Here is a 19,568-nt window from a genome sequence, read left to right as displayed (position 1 = left end):
CGACGTCGGCATTAAGCTGATCCAGATGGTTTCCACCGTCAACGGGATCGCTCCCAGCCATAGCAAACACAGGATCCAGCGGCATTGATGCGGCCGTGGTCCTCACCGTCCTCAAGACGAGATACGCACCCAGGTGGAAGGCCCGAACATTATCTACAGGGTCGCCTCTGGCGCCCTCACGGCACTTGCAGAGAGGGGTCCTTCCACCTGGCATCCGACCGTTCCAGGAACGGCCGGTATTCTGTTCCCGTCTTGACGACGGCATGCGCTACCCGCGCCATCTTGGCGGTGAGCGCGGTCATCGCCTTGCGACGGCGATCGGCATCGTCCGCGTGACCGGCAACATAGCGGCCGAGCTTGTCGCGGAAGCTGTTGTCGCATTGGCGCGCGGCGACCTGCGCCGCCATCCAGAACGTTCGGCGCAGCCGGGCATTGCCGTACTTCGACAGCTTGGTCCGACCGCGGAAGGTGCCGGATTGGCAGGTGGCGAGGTCGAGGCCGCAGAACTTCAGGAACTGGCGGTGATGGCCGAACCGGCGCAGATCTCCGGCTTCAGCCATGATTGTCAGAGCGTTGATCGGCCCGATTCCCGGGATACGCCGCAGCAACTGGTAATCGTGATGATCGGCCAACGTGACCTGCGCGATCTCCTCGATCCGGTTGCGCTCCCGGATCAGGCCCCGCGCCTGGGCAATGATCATCCGGAACATCGTGATCGCCGCGCTCTCCTCCGGCACGGGCAACGCGATCGATGAGCAAGCCGTCTCGTAGATGTCGTTGATCAGCCGCGCCTTGGAGACTTTGCGGCCGACCAGAGGCCAGGCCTCGGCCGAAAACGCTTCCCGCTCCAGTGCGGTGATGCTGCCGGGGGTGGGGAAGCGCTCGATCAGCGCCAGGAACCAATCCGAGCGGCTATTGCCGGCGAAGCGGCCGATCTCCGGAAAGTACAGCGGCAGATAATGCGTCAGGATGCGGTGCCAGGTCTGCGTCTTGGCCTTCGAGATCGTCTCGTGCGTCTTCGACAGCTCCTGGAGATCGTTGATGCCGGCGGCCAACGGGTCGACATAGGCCTGCGTCGCGCCGATCCGCAGCATGTGCAGGATGACCTGTGCGTCCTTGGGATCGTTCTTGTCCCAACCGTTGTGCAGCGCCTCCCGGGTTCGGGCCAGCGCGACCGAGGAGATCAGCCGCAGCTCGAAGCCTGCCGTCAGAAGCCGGTAAGCGAGCGTGCGATGGTAGTTGCCGGTCGCCTCGAAGCCGACGAGGATCGGTCGTCCGATCGCGGAAAGCTCAGCAGCCAGGCGGTCGTAATCCGGCCTGGTCGCCAACACGGTCATCCGCCGGCGTCGACCGCCTTCAGGTCGTTCGATCAGGACCTCCTGACGGTGCTTGGACATGTCGATCGCTACCAGCACGACGCCGGTGGGAGTAGAAAAGCGCTTGGTCATGGTTGGCCTCGCTCCAAAGTGTTGTCTCGACAACCTCACTTTAGAGACCTGCTGGTCGGCCATGACCGCCGTGGCGGCGCGCTGCGCTACGCAAGGCTTCGCGCGCCGTCAGCCAACGGTTGAGCCCCTTCCCAATGTGCTACGGTCCCGAGTTCATCGCCAAGGCGGTGCGGGAGTGGATCGTGGCAGTCGGCGCGAAAACGGCGTTCATCGAGCCTGGCAGTCCTTGGGAAAACGGCTACTGCGAGAGCTTCAACTCCAAGCTTCGTGACGAGCTTCTGAACGGCGAGCTGTTCTACAGCCTCGCCGAGGCCCGGATCGTCATCGAGGGCTGGCGTCAGCACTACAATACCCGGCGTCCGCACTCCTCGCTCGGCTACAAGCCGCCAGCACCGCCCGCCGTGCTATGGCCGGCTGCGCAAACCCAACCAGCTTCGCCGGCCATCTCAACCGTGGCCGCCAAGCCCTCCATGCATTAGATCAGAACCGGGCCACCTGATGGGGGCAGGCCACATCCGTCGTCCGCCGGATGATCGCTTTGATGGAACAAGCGAAGTTGCGGGGCGCGGACTTCATCGTCTATCCCGAGCTCGCCCTGACGACGTTCTTTCCTCGCTGGCATTACGAGGATCGCACGCAGGCAGACCGCTGGTTCGAGGCTGCCATGCCGGGGCCTCAGACACAGCCGCTCTTCGACAGGGCGCGCGAACTGCGGATCGCCATGAGCTTCGGTTATGCCGAGCTGACGCCGGAAGGGCGACATTTCAACAGCTCGATCCTCGTTGACAAGGCCGGGCGTATCATCGGCAAATATCGCAAGGTGCATTTGCCCGGCCACGCCGAGCTCGACCCGACGAGAGCGCATCAGCACCTCGAAAAGCGGTATTTCGAGCCCGGCGACCTTGGCTTCCCCGTCTGGACTTTCGAGAGTGGTCTGGTTGGCATGGCAATCTGCAACGACCGGCGCTGGCCCGAGACCTATCGCGTCATGGGGCTCCAAGGCGTCGAGATGATCGTGCTGGGCTATAATACCCCCACTGCGAACGGCCACTCCAAGACGGAAACCCTGGTCGATCGCCTCTTCCATCATCGCCTGTCGGTTCAGGCCGGAGCCTACCAGAACTCGACCTGGGTCGTCGCCGTCGCCAAGGCGGGCGTTGAGGACGGCCATGCCCTGTTTGGAGGCACGCTGATCGCCGGGCCCGACGGCAAGATCTTCGGTGAGCTCGACCACGAGGACGATGGACTGCTCGTCCATTCCTGCGATCTCGACGCGACCCGTTTCGGCAAGGAGACGATCTTCAATTTTGCTGAGCATCGCCGTGTCGAGCATTACGGGCTCATCACGACCCGCACCGGGGCTGGCGATCCCCTGGGAGAAACCGCCTGACGGGAAGGAATGCCGTCCGATTGCGGTCAGCGGCCGCCCGCCTCATGGAAGCGGATGTCTGGCATAACCCACGGCATGAGTTCGCGAAACATGCGCAGGTAGACATCCCCGAAAATCGTGCGGGCGAGCTCGGCGATCTGGCCCGGCAGCGGACCGAGTTCCCCGCTGCGTGCGACGACCGTAACGGGCCTGCGAAACGACGGCCCGGGGAAACGGCGAAGGTCGATGGCGGAGAGATGGCTGAGACTGCGTGCGATCGACGTCGTCGGCAGCATGGACCAGCCCAGACCTCCCGCCACCATGGCGGCAACCGAGTCGACGCTGTCGAAGGCGAAGGCGTAGTCCGGCTCGATGCGCATCCGCCTCAGCTGGCGCTCGATCTGCTGTCCGAGATCGCTGCTCAGGCTGTTGCGGATAAACGGCGTTTCCAGCGCGTAAGCCTTGAAATCGGCGGGGTCGGACAGGTCCGGGCACCCTTTCGGCAGAAGAAGGACGATCGGCTCGTCTATCACGTCGTGCCGCTCCAACCCGGTCGCATCGTCGAAACGGGAGGCGGCGATCAGCAGGTCCAGCGTGCGGTCATGCAAGCGAGCGCGCAAGCCCGCGTTGAAGTCCGTCGCGATCGAGAAAGAGCGGATCTGCCCCGTCGCCCCCTTGATGAAGTGGGGCAGGAAATGAATCGCAAGAGAATCGATCAGGCCGATTCGCAGATTCGGAATCGGCGCGGCGATGCCCAGCCTCGCCTCGGCATCCATCACCTTGGCCTGGCGGATCAGGATCTCGGCGTGCCGCCGGACGATGTCCCCCAGCACCGTCGGTGTCACCGGGCGACACGACCGGTCGAGCAGGCTTGCGCAGAAATGCCGCTCGAGCTCGGCCAAGGCATGCGACACTCCCGACGGAGTCATCCCGAAAGCGCGCGCGGCCGACGACAGGCTGCCGCGCTCACAGATCGCCGCGAAAATGGCGAGCTCACGAAGGTGGAAGGCCAGGAAGGGCTGTTCCATCGGGCACCATAAAGTGAAATATACTCACTTTCTATATGAGCATCTCTCACATGATGCAAATGCCGAAGCGTGTAGAACCTGAGCAAGGATCTGTGGAATATAACTATTTCTCTCGACACCCCTTCTCGCAGCAGCTCGCTGGCGCTTCCACCGGCACAGGAAAGAACTGTTCGCTCATCCGGCATGGCGGTAAGCCTGAGGCTCTCTGGACAGGGGCGCGACCCGCGCCGGCCGGACAACGATAACGGGGATCCATCATGACATTGACGCGTCGCACCTTGAATTGCGGCCTGCTCAGCGCCGGCCTCTTCACATTGTCCAGTCGCACGGCGTTTGCCGGAGCGACGCTGGAGCGCATCAAACGCAATGGCGAGCTCGTGGTCGCGACCGAGGCCCAATACCCGCCTTTCGAATTCGTCCGCGACGGCAAGATCGTCGGCCTCGGCCGCGACCTGCTGGAGGAGGTCGTGACCAAGCTCGGCGTCAAGCTCCGGCAGCTCGACCTGCCGTTCCAGGGCATCCTTCCCGGCCTCGTTGCCAACAAGTTCGACCTCGTCGCGACCTCGGTTGGCCTAACGGAGGAGCGCGCCAAGCGCTACGCGTTCACTATGCCGGTCGGCACCAGCCGGGCCCACGTGCTCAAGCGCAAGGGCAACGACAAGATCAAGTCGCTTGCCGATCTCAACGGCAAGATCGTCGCGACGCAGCTCGCCTCCTCGGTCGAGCCCACCGCCAAGGCGCTGGACGAAAAGCTCAAGGCCGAGGGCGGCCAGGGCTTCGGCGAACTGAAGCTGTTTCCGGCTTTCTCCGACACATTCCTGGCGGTCGGCAGCGGGGTCGTCGATGCGGCGATCGCCAACCTGCCGCTGATGCTGCTGCTGATGCGCGACCGACCCGGCATCTTCGAGGTGGTCGGCCCGGCGACGGACCGGCAGAACTACCTCGCCTGGGCAACGCGGCCGGAGGATGTCGTTCTCCGTGACTTCGTCAACGGCGTATTCAAGGAACTGCACGGCAACGGCAAGATGGCGAGCCTGCAGGAGAAGTGGCTCGGAACGAAGCTGGATGTCCCGCAGGCCGGCTACCTGCCCGACGGCGCCATCTGAGGCGCAAGAACGCGCGCAGGGACCGAATAAGGCCATGGATTTCAGCTTCCAGGCGATGGCTGAAGCGCTGCCCGCACTGATGCGGGCGGCCGGCAGCAACCTCGCCATCGCCGCCGCGGCGATGGTGCTGGCGCTAATCGGCGGCACGGTCCTGACAATCCTGCGCTCGTTGAAGATCGTCTGGCTCAACCGCGTCATTGCGGTGGTGATCAGCTTCATTCGCGGCACGCCGGTGCTGATCCAGATATTCCTGTTCTATTACGGCCTGCCGGCGCTGGGGCTCCAACTCGATCCCCTCGTCGCGGGTGTGATGGCGATCGCCTTCAACAGCGCGATCTTCATCAGCGAGATCATGCGGGGTGGCCTGTCGAACATGGATCCGGGGCCGATCGAGGCCGCGATCGCGCTCGGGCTGAAGCCCCGCACGATCTGGCGAAAAGTGGTGATCCCGCAGCTCTATCTGCGCATCCTGCCGCCGCTGGTGAACGAGACGACGATCGTGCTGAAGGGCACGGCTCTGCTCTCCGTCATCACCGTGGTCGAACTCTTCCGCACCGCCCAGCAGATTTCGGCGACGACCTTCCGGCCCTTCGAGACCATGATCGCGACCGCCGCGATCATCCTCGTGCTCAATCTGCTGGTCAGCCGCTTCGGCGGTCTGGTCGAGGCCCGGCTTGCCGTGAGGCGCGGCTGAGATGGCGCTCGACTATACCGTCATCACCGAGAATCTCGACCTGTTCGGCAAGGGCGCGCTGGCGACGGTCGCGATCTCGTCGATCGCGATCGCCGGCGGGCTCGTGCTGTCCTTCCCCGTGGCGCTGATGAAGCTGTCGCCGCGCCGGTCGCTGCGCTGGCCGGCCGCGATCTATATCGAGTTCTTCCGCAACATCCCCTTCATCGTGCTGCTCTCGCTGTTCTTCTACGGCCTGCCGGCCCTGGACGTTCGGCTCCAGCCGATCACGACAGGGGTGGTCGCGCTCGCGCTCTTCGGCAGCGCCTATTTCGCGGAAATCGTCCGCGGCGCGATCCTCTCCGTCCATCGCGGCCAGATGGAGTCGGCCAGGGCCATCGGCATGTCCTATCTGCGGGCGCTATGGGACATCATATTCCCGCAGATGCTGCGCTTCTTCATGCCGGCCGCGACCAACACCTCGATCTCGCTCGTCAAGGAGAGCGCCGTTCTGGCGACATTGTCCGTTTCGGAGCTGACCTATCAGGGCCTGATCGTGCAGGGGAAGACCTATGCGCCCTTCGAGGTCTTCATCGCCACCGCGCTGATCTACTGGGTGCTGACTGCGATCCTGGCTGCCCTGTTCTGGAATGGCGAGCGGCGTCTGAGCGGCAGCAACGCGAAGACGGTATCGGCCCGCCATCATCTGGCCGCCCGCTATCTCTCGCTGGAAGCGGAGCCGCGCCGATGACCGCCGCCCCTCTGCTGACCGTACGCGGACTGCGCAAGCGTTTCGGCGCAACCAACGCCGTGGACGGCGTCGATCTCGACGTCGCCGCGGGCGAGATCGTCTGCATCATCGGCCCCAGCGGCTGCGGCAAGAGCACCTTCCTGCGCTGCATCAACTATCTGGAGCGTCCGGACGACGGCACGATCCAGCTAGACGGCGACCATATCGGTCGCGTGCCGGCTGCGTCAGGCGCCTTGCGGCTGCAATCGGCCGGCGAACTCGACGCGATGCGCCCGCGCATCGGGCTCGTCTTCCAGCAGTTCCATCTCTGGCCGCATCTGACGGCGCTGGAGAACGTGGCGCGCGCACCGATCCGCCTGCGCGGTAGGTCGCGGCCGGCTGCGGAGCGCGAGGCGCAGGCCCTGCTTGCCCGCTTCGGCCTCGACGCCAAGGTCGGCCGCATGCCGGCCGACCTCTCCGGCGGCGAGAAACAGCGCGTCGCGATCGCCCGCGCGCTGGCGATGAAGCCGGAGCTGATGCTGTTCGACGAACCGACCTCGGCGCTCGACCCCGAAGTCGTCGGCGACGTGCTGAGGCTGATGAAGGAACTGGCCGAGGACGGCATGACCATGCTCGTCGTCACCCATGAGCTCGGCTTCGCCCGTCGCGCCGCCGACCGCCTCGTCTTCTTCGACGCCGGCAGGATCGCCGAGATGGGCCGGCCCGACGAACTCATCGACAACCCGCAATCGCCGCGCCTGCGTGAGTTCCTCGCGCATTTCGCCTGACCAGCTTCCCGCAGAAGAAACCGAGCCGAGACGACCATGACCGACGCGCTGACCGACGCTCCCGAGCACGGGCACAAGACCTTCCTATTCTCCGAACTCGCGCTCGATCTCGACAATCTGCGGGCCGACATAGCCTTTCTCGGCATTCCTTTCGGGCACCCCTACACGATCCGAAATGTCTCAAACGACCAGTCGAACGGGCCGACCGCCGTGCGCCAGGCCTCCGACCGTGTGTCGCGCTCGCTCGAGCGCTATGATTTCGATGTCGGCGGGCCCCTCTTCGATGAGCGCCCGATTCGCATGGTCGATTGCGGTGACGTTATCGGCGAGATGCACGACCCGGCCTCGCATTCGGCCCGCGCCGAAGCCGCGATGCGCAAGATCATCGCCTCGGGCGCGATGCCGCTGGTCATCGGCGGCGACCATGCCATCCCGATCCCGGTGCTGAATGCCTTCGACGATCAGGGGCCGCTCGTGCTGGTGCAACTCGACGCCCATATCGACTGGCGCGAGGATGTCGGCGGCGTGCGCGAGGGGCTCTCCAGCGTCATCCGACGCATCTCGGAGATGGATCATGTCGGCGAGATCTTCCAGATCGGCATGCGCTCGCAGGGCAGCGCCCGCCAGGCGGATGTCGATGCCGCCCGCGCCTATGGCGCCCAGATCATCACCTCCTACGAAGTGCATGACGAGGGCATGGAGGTTGTGCTGGCGCGCATCCCCGACAATGCCCGCTATTATCTCACCATCGACGCCGACGGTCTCGATCCGTCCGAGATGCCGGCCGTCGAGGGGCCCGCTCCCGGCGGCATAACCTTCCATCAGGCGCGCAAGCTGATCCACGGCCTCGTCCGAAAGGGGCGCGTCGTCGGCATGGACATCGTCGAGATCACGCCCTCGCGCGACGTCAACCGGATTTCGGCCGTCACGGCCGGGCGGCTGTTCTTCAACATGATCGGCGCGGCTGTCCGTGCGAACTACTTCAACAAGTGAACGGTGCGCTGCCCCCGATGAAACCGAGCCTGATCGAGATGCGCGGCGCCGGCGAGCGGTTGAACCGCGGCTTCGTCGGCGTGCCGACTTTCCTGCGCGCCGACTATTGCAGCGACATCGCCACCACTGAGGCTGAGTTCGCCGTGCTGGGCGTACCCTTCGACGAGGGCTCGCCCTATGCGCCGGGCGCACGTTTCGCCCCCCGCGCCATTCGCGAGCATTCCCTGCGCTTCGGCATCTCCGGCCTCTACGACATCAACAGCGACAGCGTGCTCGCGCCCGATCTCGTTACGTCGGGCCGACTCGTCGATTGCGGCGACGTCGACATCTGGCCGACCAATCCGGCGCGCAGCTTCGCCAATCTGACAGAACAGATCGGCGCAATCCGCCGCGCCGGCGCCAAGCCCGTCGTGATCGGCGGGGATCATTCGATCACCTTCCCGATCCTGCAGGGCTTCGACACGCCGGTCCATGTAATCCAGCTCGACGCCCATATGGACTACGGCGCCGTGACCGAAGATCTGCGGCACACGAACGGCCAGGCCTTCCGGCAGCTCCACGCCCTGCCTCAGGTCACGAGCCTAACCCAGATCGGCATTCGCAGCCTGCGCACGCGGCCCAGCGATGTCCGCGACGCTCGCGCCAATGGCAGCACGATCGTAACTATGTCGATGCTGCGTGACGGCGGGCCGGCGGACGCGCTCGATCATATTCCGGAAAGGGCTGCAGTTTATGTCAGCATCGATGTCGATGCCTATGATATGGCGCTGGTACCCGGCTGTGTATCGGCCGAACCCGACGGCATGCAGTTCCCCGAGTTGATGGGCATCCTGATGCGCATCGCCGAGCGCTTCGAGGTCACGGGCTTCGACTTCGTCGAGGTCAATCCGCCGCTCGATGTCGGCACCGGCGTGACCTCTTATCTCGGCGCGCTGACAATGGCGCGCTTCCTCGCGGCGATTGCCAACGACGATGTCGGCGGGTGAGGGCTCTATGTAAACGGACCCATTGGAGGCAGGCGATTGTTCGTTGTCGCGCTCACGAGGTTGGGATCCGCTGAGTGGCAGGACCATGAAGTTACAAGCGGCAGGAGCCACCCCCTACGACTAGCGGCTGACGGCGAACCAGCAAACAAAATCTGCTTCATAACGGTCTTCACACACTGCTGAGCAAAAGGCTGGTTTCGCTATTGGACACGCCGTCGATCATCCTGATTTCACGCAGAACACGATCGAATTCCGACAAGCTGTCGGACCGGATGTCGGCGACGAGATCCCAGTTCCCGTTCGTTGTGTGAAGAGCGTAAATTTCCGGCATGCCGCGCAGTTTGCGTATTACCTGCGTAGTCGATTTGCCAACCACTTCGATCATCATCACGGCGCGGATGGCGCTGAGGGCATGGTCTTCCCTGACCCGCGCCGTGAAACCAAGCAGCGTTCCCGTCTCCAGGAGGCGCTCCAACCGGCTCTGAACAGTCCCGCGCGCGATGCCGAGAACGTCTGCGACCTTCGACAGGGAGGCGCGCCCGTCGGCGCGCAGATGCGCGATGATCCGCCGGTCCAGATCGTCAGGCAGATATTTCGCGACGGGTTTTTCTTTCGTAATGGCGTTGAACATATTGCATTATCCGATTGAGCAAATCGCTCGAAAGAATGCCGATATTAACACAGAACTACGCTTTCGGACAGGCAACTCCGGTTGCTAGGCTTCGTGGACAAAGGGTAGCCAGAGTTTGACTGCGGCAATGGCGACGAATCCGAGGTAAGATTCCTTGCTCTTGTCGTAGCGTGTGGCGACGCGCCGCCAGTTCTTGAGCTTGCTGAACAGACGCTCGATCAGATTGCGCCACTTGTATTTCTCGGCATCGTGCGGCGCAGGGTTCTTGCGGTTGCGCTTGGCCGGTATGACGGCCTCGATCTCGGCTTTCGCCAACTCCTCGCGAATGGCGTCGGCATCATAGCCCTTGTCCGCCAGCAGCGCTTCGATCTTGTCGGCGACCATCCGCAGCAGCGGCGCGAAGCCCTTGACGTCGTGTGCCTCTCCGCCCGTCAGGACGAAGCCGAGCGGGCGGCCTTTGGCATCGCAGCGGGCATGGAGTTTGGTGGTAAAGCCGCCACGCGATCGACCAAGCGCCTCTGTTTGCTGAGTCCCCTTTTTATGCCGACTGCGCAGTGATGCGCCCGGACGATGGTTGAGTCGATCATGTCGGCGGAGGGGTCTCGCTCGACCATCTCCGCCAGGCTTTCCAGCATGGCGTCGAAAACGCCGACCTCCAGCCAGCGCCGGTAGCGGCGGAAGACGCTGTTCCATTTGCCGTAATCGTCGGGGAGATGCCGCCACTGCGCGCCCGTCCGCGCCAACCACATCATGCCCTCAAAGTAGCGGCGGTTGTCCTGCGCCGGTCGGCAACCGCGCCCGTGCTCGGCCGGCAGCAAAGGCCCAATCAACGCCCATTCCTCGTCCGTCAGACCGATCCGCTCGCCCAAGGCTTCCTCCAAAAAGAAGCCTTGAATCAATCCGCGTGTCTCAGGTCAAGCTTTGTCCACGAGGCCTAGCCTTCCGGCAGATCAACCTGTTTCGGAATATGCCGATGCTGCCGCCGCTTCCGTCGACGAGGGCCATGGTGCCTTTCGTGAGCGTCGAAAACATGATGCGCCTCGTCCATCATCGCGGTGTCGAGACCGTACTGGCCGAACTGGCCGAGGCGATCGAGGCTGATTTCCGGCGCTGGGACAGTTTCGACAAGACGCCGCGCGTCGCCAGCCATTCGCGCGACGGCGTCATCGAGCTGATGCCGACTGCCGATGGCAGCGTTTACAGCTTCAAATACGTCAACGGCCATCCGCGCAATGTCGCCGAGGGCTTGACTGTGACGGCTTTCGGCCTGCTGGCCGAGGTCGCGACCGGCTATCCGGTACTGCTGACGGAGATGACGCTGCTCACCGCGCTGCGCACGGCGGCGACCTCGGCCGTGGCGACGCGCCTGCTGGCTCCGAAGGGCGCACACACCCTGACGCTGATCGGCAATGGCGCCCAGGCCGAGTTCCAGGCGCTGGCACTGAAGGCGGTTTGCGGCGTCGAGACGGTGCGCCTTAACGACATCGACCCGCGCGCGACGCGCAAGGTCGCAGCCAATCTCGCCGGTTCCGGGCTTGGGATCGTCGCCTGCGCCTCGGCGCAGGAAGCGGTCGAAGGCGCGCAGATCATCACGACCTGCACCGCCGACAAGCAGTTCGCAACGATCCTCACCGACAACATGATCGGCCCCGGCGTCCATATCAATGCGATCGGGGGCGACTGCCCGGGCAAGACCGAGCTGCATCCCGACATCCTGCGGCGTTCAGAAGTCTTCGTCGAGTATCCGCTGCAGACCCGCATCGAGGGCGAGATCCAGCAGATGCCGGCCGATTTCCCGGTCACCGAGCTCTGGCAGGTCGTCACCGGCGCGGTGCCGGGCCGGCGCGACGCCGGGCAGATCACCCTGTTCGACGGGGTCGGCTTTGCCATCGAGGATTTCTCGGCGCTGCGCTATGTGCGCGAGCGACTGGCGGGCGGCGATTTCTACCAGGATCTCGATCTCATCGCGGATCCCGACGATCCGCGCGATCTGTTCGGCATGCTGCAACGCGCGAAGGTATGAAAAGCACCACAATGACGCGACAGGCTTCCTATTCCGTCCAGGCCCCAGCCGCGGTGGTCATGGTGCGGCCGCATCATTTCACCGTGAATACCGAGACTGCGGCGGATAACCGCTTCCAGGCCGGCGTCGATGCCGGCGAGGACCTCGCCGCCCGCGCCCATGACGAGATCACCGGCGCGGCCGAGACGCTGCGCAGTCACGGCGTCACGGTGCATATCTTCGAGAACGAGGGCACTCAGACGCCGGATGCGGTTTTCCCAAACAACTGGTTCTCGACCCATGCCGGAGGCCATGTTGCGATCTATCCGATGAAAGCCGTCAGCCGCCGGCGCGAGCGGCGCGGCGACGTCATCGAGATGCTGAAGGCCCGCTACCGGGTGCAGGAGGTGATCGACTATTCCGGGCTGGAGTCGGACGGGCTGTTCCTGGAGGGCACCGGCGCCATGGTGCTGGATCATCTCGACCGCGTCGCCTACGCCGTGCGCTCCGATCGTACCGATCCGATCGCGCTCGAGCGCTTCTCGACCCATTTCAACTTCGAGCCGATGGTCTTCGATGCCCGCGACGGCGACGGCGTGCCGATCTACCACACCAATGTGCTGATGTGCGTCGCGACCGACTTCGCCATGATCGGACTCGACATGCTGACCGACGCCGCGCGGCGGCGGGAAATCGTCGCGCGGCTGGAACGCTCCGGCCGGACAATCATTCCGCTGACCAACGAGCAGATCGGCCGCTTCGCCGGCAATGCGCTGGAATTGCAGGGCAAGCGGTGCCGCCTGCTCGCGCTCTCGACCACGGCGTTGAACGCCCTTCGCGAAGACCAGAAGGAGGCGATCGCGGAGAGCGCGCAGCTGGTGGCGCTCGATATCCCGACGATTGAGAAAGCCGGCGGCTCGGTGCGCTGCACGCTCGCGGGAATCCATCTGACGCCGCGCTGAGCCGCGGGCGCAAAGCGTCTGGCTCCCTGCACCGCAATCCATATCGCCGCCTGACTGCACGGCCGCGGCGGCTAACGAGTTTCATCGCGATATGAGGTTTCGTGATAGAAAACTCATATCGCGAAAAAATAGTCATTTAGTCGCTAAAAGTTGGTATTGACTTTATATCACGAATTAATGTGTCGTAACAGTCAACAAAGTTGCGGTGGTCGAAAGCGCAGCCGCACGGGGTAGGGGCCTTCGGTTTCGAGAGCATGAGCGACCATCACCACGCTGCCAACCTGCCGCGCCGAGCGAGGCCGCTCCCATGACCGGCGCGCAAGCTCTGTCGTCCGGCCCGTCGCGCGCCGATGCGGTCCGGCGGAAGAATCATGTGCCCACCGCCTTCGCCACGTTCGTTGTGGTGGTCTTGCTCGCCTTCGCATTCATCGTCAGCCGCAGCGGCAGCATTTCTTGGGCGGCGGTCCAGGAATACCTGTTCCACCCCAGCATCCTGCTCGGTGTCGGCATGACGATCTGGCTCACCATCGTGGCGATGGTGCTCGGCAGCGTGCTCGGCAGCGTGCTGGCGGTGATGGCGATGTCGGGGAGCCGGCCTCTGCGACTTCTCAGCGTCGCCTACACTTGGTTCTTCCGCGGAACGCCGCTGCTCCTCCAGATGGTGTTCTGGTACAATATCGCCCTGTTCGTTCCGCGGATCGTCATCGGTCCGATCGACGTCTCCACGAACGAGCTGGTGACGCCCTATGCGGCTGCGATCTTGGCGCTGAGTCTGCACGAAGGCGCCTATATGGCGGAGGTCATCCGCGGTGGCCTACTCGCTGTTCCGAGGGGCCAGTACGAGGCGGCCTCGGCACTGGGCCTGACGCCCTACCAGACCGGGCGCCACATCATCCTGAAGCAGGTCCTGCGGGTCATCATTCCGCCGACCGGAAACCAGGCCATCGGCATGCTGAAAACGACCTCGCTGGTTTCGGTCATCGCTGCCCAAGATCTGCTGACGCAGGCGGAGCGAATCTACGCGACGAACTACCGGGTCATCGAATTGCTGATGGTCGCAGGCGTTTGGTACCTGCTGCTGACGACGATCGGCAGCCTGCTGCAGCACGCCCTCGAACGGCGGCTGTCCGGCACCGGTGGCGAGCGCGCCCCGGCGCGGATCGGAGGTGCCGCATGACCGGCCTCGCGCATGCGGCCGCGCCGGCGGATGACGGGCCGATCGTCCGAGCGAGAGGCATCCGCAAGAGCTTCGGGCCGCTCGAGATTCTGCGTGGCATCGACATGGATGTGCGGCACGGCGAGGTCGTCTGCATCATCGGCGCCTCAGGAAGCGGCAAGTCCACCTTCCTGCGCTGTCTCAATGGGCTGGAGAGCTTCGACGCCGGCGAGCTCCTGATCGATGGCGCGCCATTGGATCTCGTGCTGCGCGCCGGCCGCTATCACGAATTGTCGCCGCGGGAGATCGCGATCCGACGTCGTTCTGTCGGCATGGTCTTCCAGCAGTTCAATCTTTTCCCGCATCTGAACGTGCTCGACAACATCACGGTCGCGCCGGTCGTGACAGGCCTGCTGTCGCGGCGGGAGGCTGTCGCAAGGGCGACGGAGCTGCTCGGGCAGGTCGGGCTCCAGCACCGCGCCTCAGCCATGCCGTCGCAGCTTTCGGGCGGCCAACAGCAGCGCGTCGCCATCGCCCGCGCGCTGGCGATGCGCCCGAAGCTGATGCTGTTCGACGAGCCGACATCGGCCCTCGACCCGGAGCTGGTCGAGGAGGTGTTGAACGTGATCCGCCAGCTCGCACGGTCGGGCATGACGATGGTCGTCGTCACCCATGAAATGGCCTTCGCGGAGGATGTCGCGGACAGGGTCGTGCTCATCGACGAGGGCCGGATCCTGCAGCAAGGCAGTCCCGCGGACGTTCTACGCAACCCGCAGAGCGAGCGGGCAAAGGGCTTCCTGGCAAGATTAAACAGAGGGTGAAAGGAAGAAGCCAATGATGGTACGGATGAAGAGCGTAATGGCAGGGGTGGTCGCGGCGCTGTTGTGCGCGTCCATTTCCCATGCGCAGGAGGGCAAGGTCAACGAGGCGGCGCGCAAGCTGCTGCCGAAGAGCATCGTAGAGAAGGGCGTCGTCACGGCCGTGACCGATCCCGGTTCGCCGCCTTATTCCTATCTCGACGAGAAGGGGGCCTATGTCGGGCTGGAGCACGAGCTGGTCACCGCCCTCGCCGGCCGGCTGGGACTCAAGCTCCAGGTCAATTCGGCGAAGTTCGCGAGCATCGTGCCGGCGATCCAATCCGGCCGCTTCGACATCGCCTATATCGCACTCGGAGACAAGCTCAGCCGCGAGGAAGTCATCGATCTGATCGACATCTATACCGAGGGCTCTTCGATCATCGTTCCGAAGGCCAACACCTATAAGCTAACGAGCTTGTCGCAGGCTTGCGGCCTGCGTGCGGCGGTCGGCGCGGGCTCGTTCCCGCTCGAGCTGGTCAAGAAGCAGAACGAGATCTGCAAGGACAAGCCGATCACGATCCTCGAATTCGTGACGAACACCGATACGCTCAACGCGATCCGCTCTGGCCGGGCCGATTTCGGCCTCCAGACGTCGAGCGTCGCCAAATATGTCGCCGACAGGATGCTCGACAGTGCCGAAGGCAGCCTGATCCCGATCCCGGGCAAGCGATATATGGAAACCTACCATGCCATCGGCGTGAGCAAGGCCAATCCGGGCTTGCGAGACGCCATCGTCGTCGCGCTTCAGGAAATGGTCGATGACGGCTCCTATGGTGCCATCTTCAAGAAGTGGGGCTTGGACCAGAACATGCTGACCAAGATCACCCACAACGATGCGGCCCGTTTCGAAAACCAGCTCTTCAAGCTCGACTGACGCCGAGAGAGCCTGTCATACGGTGGGCTCGCGGCGACGCGAGCGACGCCGACCAGGCTTGGGGCGCCCCACTGTTAACGGCCTTCTGCAAGGAAGGCAGGGCGCCGTTCATCCCCCACGTGACTGTTCCGGAGGCCTCCATGGGAAGGCGACATATCGAGGATCTGCGTATTGAAACCGTGACGCGGCAGATGTCCAAGGACGGTCCTCTCGCCGGAGCCGAACTGCGCGAACTTTCGCGCGACGACGTGAGCGGGGACAACTCGCTCATCGCGAATCTGCCGGCAGGTTTCGAATCCGGCTCGCTGGCTGGGCGCGCCTGGGACATTTACGTGCTCTCGGGCCAGGTTTCCGTTGGCGGGGGCGTCCTGTCCGCGGGTCACTATGCCTTCGTCCCCGGCAATGAGAGCAGCGGCACGATCAGATCGGTTTCTGGCGCGGAGCTCTTCATTGGCGTGATCGAGGATGAGCGGCGCGAGGGTGACATTCTGCTCGTGAACCCGGACGACTTGCCATGGGATGCGCGGGTTCGTGCTGTCCCCGAGGCAAAGAACGGTCTCAGCCACGGCTATGCGAAGTTCTTCCGGGTCGACAAGGCGCGAAGCGAGACAGTCGGACTCGGCGCCCTGCCTCCCGGCGTCGGGCTCGACTGCTCCGAGGAGCATGAGCCGGTGGACGAGATCCTCAATCTGCGCGGCGATTTGCTCATCCTCGACAATGAGCGCCGCAAGGTGCGGATCACGCCGGGGATCTATCAGTGGCGTCAGCCAAACGCGCTGCATTTGCCCAAGTATTCCCATACCGGAAACCTGAATTTCTTCCGGACCCATGGCGGTTTGTGGGGCTGCCCCATCGCCTTCAAGCGGCATGACGATTGGGATGCGATCGTCGCCGGCTACAAGGCCGAGTGGAGCGGGCTTTCCTGGCCCCTCATCTGAGTGCCGAGCGCCGGTGTTTCGTGATCGGGCCGCGCGGCGGACAATGCCATAGCCTTCGAATGCATGACCGATGTTTCCAAGGATAAGACGATGAATGCCAAGCCTGATCTCGGTGCCCTGTTCGGTGCCTCCGCGCTGACCAGCACCTTTCTCGGCCTCGATGCGTGTCCAGACCTCGACCTTCTGAAGGCGCCCGTCGCGCTGTTGGGCGTGCCCTGCGCGACGCCTTATGCGTCGGTCGGCGCCTATTGCCGCAACGCGCCCGATGCCCTGCGCCAGGCGACGGCCTCCTTGACCGCAAATCTGGACCGGCACGATTTCGACAGCGGCGGCGCTGTCTTCCCCGCGCCGCATCTGCGTCCGGTAGACTGCGGCAATCTTCCCTTCGACGAGGGCGATCCTGCCGGCAATCGCCAAATCATCCGCGCTGCTGTGATCAAAATTCTTGACCGGGGCGCGGTGCCAGTTCTTCTCGGAGGTGACGATTCCATCCCGATCCCGATGATCGAGGCGCTGGGCGAGCGGGCGGCGGGGCGGCGATACACGATCCTGCAGATTGATGCCCATATCGACTGGCGCGAGACCCACATGGGGGAACGGTTCGGCCTCTCCTCGACGATGCGCCGTGCATCTGAACAGGGCCATGTCGAGCGGATAATACAAGTTGGGGCGCGCGGCATTGGCTCAGCGGCGACGTCGGATTACGAGGATGCTGCGGCCTGGGGCGTGAAGTTTGTCACAGCTTATGAGCTTCACCGTGACGGCATAGAATCCGTGCTGAGGCTCATTCCCCTAGGGAGCGATATTATCATCTGTATTGATGCCGATGCGCTCGATCCTGCCCTGGTCCCTGGCGTAATAGGACGCGCGCCGGGCGGGCTGAGCTACTATCAAGTGGTCGATCTCATTAAGGGAGCAGCCAGCCGCGGCAAGATTGGCGCGATGGACTTCGTCGAGTTCATGCCGGAACGAGACGTCGACAATATCGGAGCGTTCACCATGGCTAGACTGGTCGCGACGGCGTTGGGGGTTCTTGTGCGCCAAGCCGGCTGCGATTGATTTCCGGACCCGCAAGATTTAGAGCACGCGCCGATCAGATTGCATCGCAATCCGATCGGATCACGCGTTCTCTATCAATAAGTAAGAGACGGATTCGCCGATCAGGTTGATTCAACCTGATCGGATCCGGCTCTAGTCGGTAATCTCAAGATGCGCTCTAGCTGCCTTTTCGTTCTATCATTAGAACTTGGCAAGCTGGGGCGCTCTTCTTGTGCGCGATTCCCGTATGCGAAAACCGCCGCACGGTTGTACCAGCGATTGGAGATCGCAATATGCTGCTGGGCGTTACAGACAAGTGCTATCATTACGACACCCACGACCAGCTCGAACGGCACTTCGCCGACTTCGTCTGCGCCTATAATTTCGGCCGCTGACTGAAGACCCTCAAGGGCCTCACGCTCTGCGAATTCATCTGCAAACGATGGACTTCAGAGCCGGACCGATTCACGCTCGATCCAATCCACCAAATGCCGGGACTGAACACCTATACACAAAACGATCCCTCCAAATCAGGATCGTCAGAGTGGGCGCTCAATCCGCGCCGAAGAAGGTGCGCTCGGAACACCGCTTACCATGGAAGCTTTTCGTGTAGAGCTTCACCTTCGAGATCGAAGCTTTCGATTTCGCGCTCGACGCCGGAGGCAATGGCGGTTTCAGTGCCGAAGAGAGCTCGCGAGTCGCGGTCAAGAACCTCCACCAAAATATACCTGATTGCAGCTCGAGTGTTCGGATTGCGCCCGTTGGGTTTGTAGGAAGGCTGCGCGGCGGGCATCAGACGCGCAGCTCATCCGATCGAAATGTCGTCGATGTGTGATTTAGATCGTCTGGCGACTGTCAGCGAGTTGGCTCGATCCACCACTCCACGATGCTGGTCGCATCCTGCCAATACGCATGGGACGCCTGCACGCGAAGCCGCTCACGGTCCCTTCCCGGCGACTTGACCACAATGCTGTTCGAATAGGCGCCCTGGCCATGCTCCCGTTTCGCCAGATAGCGCCCCTCGTCCCAATTGATGCCGTCGTGCGAATAGTAAATCACAAAATGGCCCATGCCGGGTGCGGGCCCATAGGTACCGCTACGACCATGGATGAAATAGCCTCCGCCGAAACCGATCATCTGCGGATTGCGGATGCGCAATGCGAAATGCGTCTTCGCAGGCTGGCTCCAGCTGCGGCCATTGTCGTCGGTGATGCAGTATTCCAGCCGATCTTCCTCGTGCTTGTTGTAGATGTAGGCGATCATGCGTCCGCCACCGAGGCGGCACAGGGTGCCGTAGCCCTTGTTCAGCGTATCGAACGGCAGGTCGCTCACCGGCTCGAAGGTCTGGCCGTCATCGCGGCTGGCATAGAGCGTGTAGATATGGTCGGGCGTCGACCCGCAGAAATTGACCTCGGCATCGTTGCGGAACTTGAGCACGTAGATGACGCCGTCGGCATAGGTCGCACCGTAGAGCCGGCCGCGATCCGGTCCGACCTCGACCGGTGCGCTCCAGGTCTCGCCGCCATCGGTGCTGCGCGTCGAGGTCGGGACCAGATAGGGCTCCCACAGGGCATCCTTCGACACGTCGCAGAGCACATGGAACAGGACGACCGTACCGGTCTCGGTCACGATCGCCTTCTCGGTGAAGATGCACCAACCCGTCTTCTCGTCATGCGCACGCTTGGAGTAATCCAGCGCCCGCGGTGCGCTCCAGCTCTTTCCCCCGTCGGAGGAGCGCTTGTATTCCATCCAGCCTACGGCTGAATGGCCCGAGGTTCCGTGCCGCCCGGGATCTTCCGAAGAACAATTCGGGAAGAAAGCGAAGATCTCGCCGTCGCCGCGCTGGAAGGCGGCATGGCCGAGATGCCCGCTGCGCCCCGTCGCCTGATGGTCGACGAAGATATCCAGAGCCGGCGGCTCCGGGGTTATGGTGAAGTCATCGAACGTCGCGGGGGCAGGCTTGGTCATCGCGGGCCTCGAAAGCATGGGGTG

The 19,568-nt window shown here is 63.4% G+C and carries 17 protein-coding genes and 5 pseudogenes; 16 read left to right on the top strand and 6 right to left on the bottom strand.

Features of this window, described 5'->3' with window-relative positions:
* Positions 1-184: 184 nt before the first annotated feature.
* Positions 185-1,448: pseudogene (locus AC6RIC_RS25550) on the bottom strand (IS110 family RNA-guided transposase); the annotation flags it as partial.
* 143 nt (positions 1,449-1,591) lie between these two features.
* Here AC6RIC_RS25550 and AC6RIC_RS25545 point away from each other — a divergent pair.
* Together AC6RIC_RS25545 and AC6RIC_RS25540 are read left to right on the top strand one after the other, a co-directional pair.
* Positions 1,592-1,927 (top strand): annotated as a pseudogene (locus AC6RIC_RS25545) (integrase core domain-containing protein); the annotation flags it as partial.
* Positions 1,928-1,962: 35 nt separating this feature from the next.
* Positions 1,963-2,838 (top strand): annotated as a pseudogene (locus AC6RIC_RS25540) (N-carbamoyl-D-amino-acid hydrolase); the annotation flags it as partial.
* 26 nt (positions 2,839-2,864) lie between these two features.
* Here the strand turns inward: AC6RIC_RS25540 and AC6RIC_RS25535 are convergent.
* Positions 2,865-3,845 (bottom strand): LysR family transcriptional regulator, encoded by a 981-nt coding sequence (locus AC6RIC_RS25535; RefSeq protein ID WP_499734466.1) that lies wholly within the window; start codon positions 3,843-3,845, stop codon positions 2,865-2,867.
* Positions 3,846-4,102: 257 nt separating this feature from the next.
* On the opposite strand from AC6RIC_RS25535, the gene AC6RIC_RS25530 reads away from it, so the two are divergent.
* Genes AC6RIC_RS25530 through AC6RIC_RS25505 form a run of 6 tightly spaced genes read left to right on the top strand, consistent with a single transcriptional unit; the run spans position 4,103 to position 9,118 of the window.
* A complete protein-coding gene (locus AC6RIC_RS25530) occupies positions 4,103-4,951 on the top strand; it encodes a transporter substrate-binding domain-containing protein (RefSeq protein ID WP_499734465.1) in 849 nt (282 codons plus the stop codon).
* Positions 4,952-4,985: 34 nt separating this feature from the next.
* Positions 4,986-5,645, top strand: coding sequence for an amino acid ABC transporter permease (locus AC6RIC_RS25525; protein WP_499734464.1), 660 nt, complete (start codon positions 4,986-4,988; stop codon positions 5,643-5,645).
* 1 nt (position 5,646) lies between these two features.
* Positions 5,647-6,372, top strand: a complete 726-nt coding sequence (locus tag AC6RIC_RS25520; protein ID WP_499734463.1) for an amino acid ABC transporter permease — start codon at positions 5,647-5,649, stop codon at positions 6,370-6,372.
* Positions 6,369-7,139 carry an amino acid ABC transporter ATP-binding protein gene (locus AC6RIC_RS25515; protein ID WP_499734462.1) on the top strand — a complete coding sequence of 257 codons (771 nt, stop codon included), beginning with the start codon at positions 6,369-6,371 and terminating at the stop codon, positions 7,137-7,139. Before AC6RIC_RS25520 ends, AC6RIC_RS25515 begins: the two co-directional genes overlap by 4 nt.
* A 36-nt stretch (positions 7,140-7,175) precedes the next feature.
* Positions 7,176-8,132, top strand: coding sequence for an agmatinase (locus tag AC6RIC_RS25510; RefSeq protein ID WP_499734461.1), 957 nt, complete (start codon positions 7,176-7,178; stop codon positions 8,130-8,132).
* 17 nt (positions 8,133-8,149) lie between these two features.
* Complete coding sequence (locus tag AC6RIC_RS25505; protein WP_499734460.1) at positions 8,150-9,118, top strand: arginase family protein; 969 nt, start codon at positions 8,150-8,152, stop codon at positions 9,116-9,118.
* A gap of 169 nt (positions 9,119-9,287) precedes the next feature.
* Here AC6RIC_RS25505 and AC6RIC_RS25500 read toward each other — a convergent pair whose 3' ends face one another.
* Complete coding sequence (locus tag AC6RIC_RS25500; RefSeq protein WP_499734459.1) at positions 9,288-9,749, bottom strand: Lrp/AsnC family transcriptional regulator; 462 nt, start codon at positions 9,747-9,749, stop codon at positions 9,288-9,290.
* Between the two features lie 84 nt (positions 9,750-9,833).
* Positions 9,834-10,567 (bottom strand): annotated as a pseudogene (locus AC6RIC_RS25495) (IS5 family transposase).
* 155 nt (positions 10,568-10,722) lie between these two features.
* Here AC6RIC_RS25495 and ocd point away from each other — a divergent pair.
* From ocd to AC6RIC_RS25455, 8 genes and pseudogenes are all read left to right on the top strand, one after another.
* A complete protein-coding gene (gene ocd, locus AC6RIC_RS25490; protein ID WP_499734458.1) occupies positions 10,723-11,772 on the top strand; it encodes an ornithine cyclodeaminase in 1,050 nt (349 codons plus the stop codon).
* Positions 11,773-11,783: 11 nt separating this feature from the next.
* On the top strand, positions 11,784-12,713 hold the full coding sequence (gene ctlX, locus AC6RIC_RS25485) for a citrulline utilization hydrolase CtlX (protein ID WP_499734457.1): 930 nt from the start codon (positions 11,784-11,786) through the stop codon (positions 12,711-12,713).
* Between the two features lie 307 nt (positions 12,714-13,020).
* Entirely contained in the window at positions 13,021-13,890 is an 870-nt protein-coding gene (locus AC6RIC_RS25480) for an amino acid ABC transporter permease (RefSeq protein ID WP_499734456.1), read from the top strand.
* The gene (locus AC6RIC_RS25475) at positions 13,887-14,690 is read left to right on the top strand and encodes an amino acid ABC transporter ATP-binding protein (RefSeq protein WP_499734455.1); all 804 of its coding nucleotides are present in this window, start codon (positions 13,887-13,889) and stop codon (positions 14,688-14,690) included. The genes AC6RIC_RS25480 and AC6RIC_RS25475 overlap by 4 nt, the downstream gene beginning before the upstream one ends.
* Positions 14,691-14,715: 25 nt before the next feature.
* Positions 14,716-15,600, top strand: a complete 885-nt coding sequence (locus AC6RIC_RS25470; RefSeq protein ID WP_499734454.1) for an ABC transporter substrate-binding protein — start codon at positions 14,716-14,718, stop codon at positions 15,598-15,600.
* A gap of 140 nt (positions 15,601-15,740) precedes the next feature.
* Positions 15,741-16,538 (top strand): hypothetical protein, encoded by a 798-nt coding sequence (locus AC6RIC_RS25465; protein ID WP_499734453.1) that lies wholly within the window; start codon positions 15,741-15,743, stop codon positions 16,536-16,538.
* 63 nt (positions 16,539-16,601) lie between these two features.
* Positions 16,602-17,597: an arginase family protein gene (locus AC6RIC_RS25460; RefSeq protein WP_499734452.1), complete on the top strand. Its 996-nt coding sequence runs from the start codon at positions 16,602-16,604 to the stop codon at positions 17,595-17,597.
* A 287-nt stretch (positions 17,598-17,884) separates the two neighbouring features.
* Positions 17,885-18,079, top strand: a pseudogene (locus tag AC6RIC_RS25455) (IS481 family transposase); the annotation flags it as partial.
* An 86-nt stretch (positions 18,080-18,165) separates the two neighbouring features.
* On the opposite strand, the gene AC6RIC_RS25450 reads toward AC6RIC_RS25455, so the two are convergent.
* Together AC6RIC_RS25450 and AC6RIC_RS25445 are read right to left on the bottom strand one after the other, a co-directional pair.
* Complete coding sequence (locus AC6RIC_RS25450) at positions 18,166-18,369, bottom strand: hypothetical protein (protein ID WP_499736672.1); 204 nt, start codon at positions 18,367-18,369, stop codon at positions 18,166-18,168.
* 62 nt (positions 18,370-18,431) lie between these two features.
* Positions 18,432-19,544 carry a sialidase family protein gene (locus tag AC6RIC_RS25445; protein WP_499734451.1) on the bottom strand — a complete coding sequence of 371 codons (1,113 nt, stop codon included), beginning with the start codon at positions 19,542-19,544 and terminating at the stop codon, positions 18,432-18,434.
* Positions 19,545-19,568 lie beyond the last annotated feature (24 nt).

The organism is Allobosea sp. TBD101, from assembly GCF_059817965.1.
This window is presented reverse-complemented; position numbering and strand designations above follow the sequence as displayed.

Excerpts from the sequence above, each read along its gene's own strand:
- AC6RIC_RS25475 (WP_499734455.1), top strand. The coding sequence starts at position 13,887 with ATGACCGGCCTCGCGCATGCGGCCGCGCCGGCGGATGACGGGCCGATC.
- AC6RIC_RS25520 (WP_499734463.1), top strand. The coding sequence starts at position 5,647 with ATGGCGCTCGACTATACCGTCATCACCGAGAATCTCGACCTGTTCGGC.
- AC6RIC_RS25445 (WP_499734451.1), bottom strand. The coding sequence starts at position 19,544 with ATGACCAAGCCTGCCCCCGCGACGTTCGATGACTTCACCATAACCCCG.
- AC6RIC_RS25465 (WP_499734453.1), top strand. The coding sequence starts at position 15,741 with ATGGGAAGGCGACATATCGAGGATCTGCGTATTGAAACCGTGACGCGG.
- AC6RIC_RS25500 (WP_499734459.1), bottom strand. The coding sequence starts at position 9,749 with ATGTTCAACGCCATTACGAAAGAAAAACCCGTCGCGAAATATCTGCCT.
- AC6RIC_RS25460 (WP_499734452.1), top strand. The coding sequence starts at position 16,602 with ATGACCGATGTTTCCAAGGATAAGACGATGAATGCCAAGCCTGATCTC.
- AC6RIC_RS25525 (WP_499734464.1), top strand. The coding sequence starts at position 4,986 with ATGGATTTCAGCTTCCAGGCGATGGCTGAAGCGCTGCCCGCACTGATG.
- AC6RIC_RS25470 (WP_499734454.1), top strand. The coding sequence starts at position 14,716 with ATGAAGAGCGTAATGGCAGGGGTGGTCGCGGCGCTGTTGTGCGCGTCC.
- ocd (WP_499734458.1), top strand. The coding sequence starts at position 10,723 with ATGCTGCCGCCGCTTCCGTCGACGAGGGCCATGGTGCCTTTCGTGAGC.
- AC6RIC_RS25505 (WP_499734460.1), top strand. The coding sequence starts at position 8,150 with ATGAAACCGAGCCTGATCGAGATGCGCGGCGCCGGCGAGCGGTTGAAC.
- AC6RIC_RS25515 (WP_499734462.1), top strand. The coding sequence starts at position 6,369 with ATGACCGCCGCCCCTCTGCTGACCGTACGCGGACTGCGCAAGCGTTTC.
- AC6RIC_RS25480 (WP_499734456.1), top strand. The coding sequence starts at position 13,021 with ATGACCGGCGCGCAAGCTCTGTCGTCCGGCCCGTCGCGCGCCGATGCG.
- AC6RIC_RS25510 (WP_499734461.1), top strand. The coding sequence starts at position 7,176 with ATGACCGACGCGCTGACCGACGCTCCCGAGCACGGGCACAAGACCTTC.
- AC6RIC_RS25535 (WP_499734466.1), bottom strand. The coding sequence starts at position 3,845 with ATGGAACAGCCCTTCCTGGCCTTCCACCTTCGTGAGCTCGCCATTTTC.
- AC6RIC_RS25450 (WP_499736672.1), bottom strand. The coding sequence starts at position 18,369 with ATGCCCGCCGCGCAGCCTTCCTACAAACCCAACGGGCGCAATCCGAAC.
- AC6RIC_RS25530 (WP_499734465.1), top strand. The coding sequence starts at position 4,103 with ATGACATTGACGCGTCGCACCTTGAATTGCGGCCTGCTCAGCGCCGGC.
- ctlX (WP_499734457.1), top strand. The coding sequence starts at position 11,784 with ATGACGCGACAGGCTTCCTATTCCGTCCAGGCCCCAGCCGCGGTGGTC.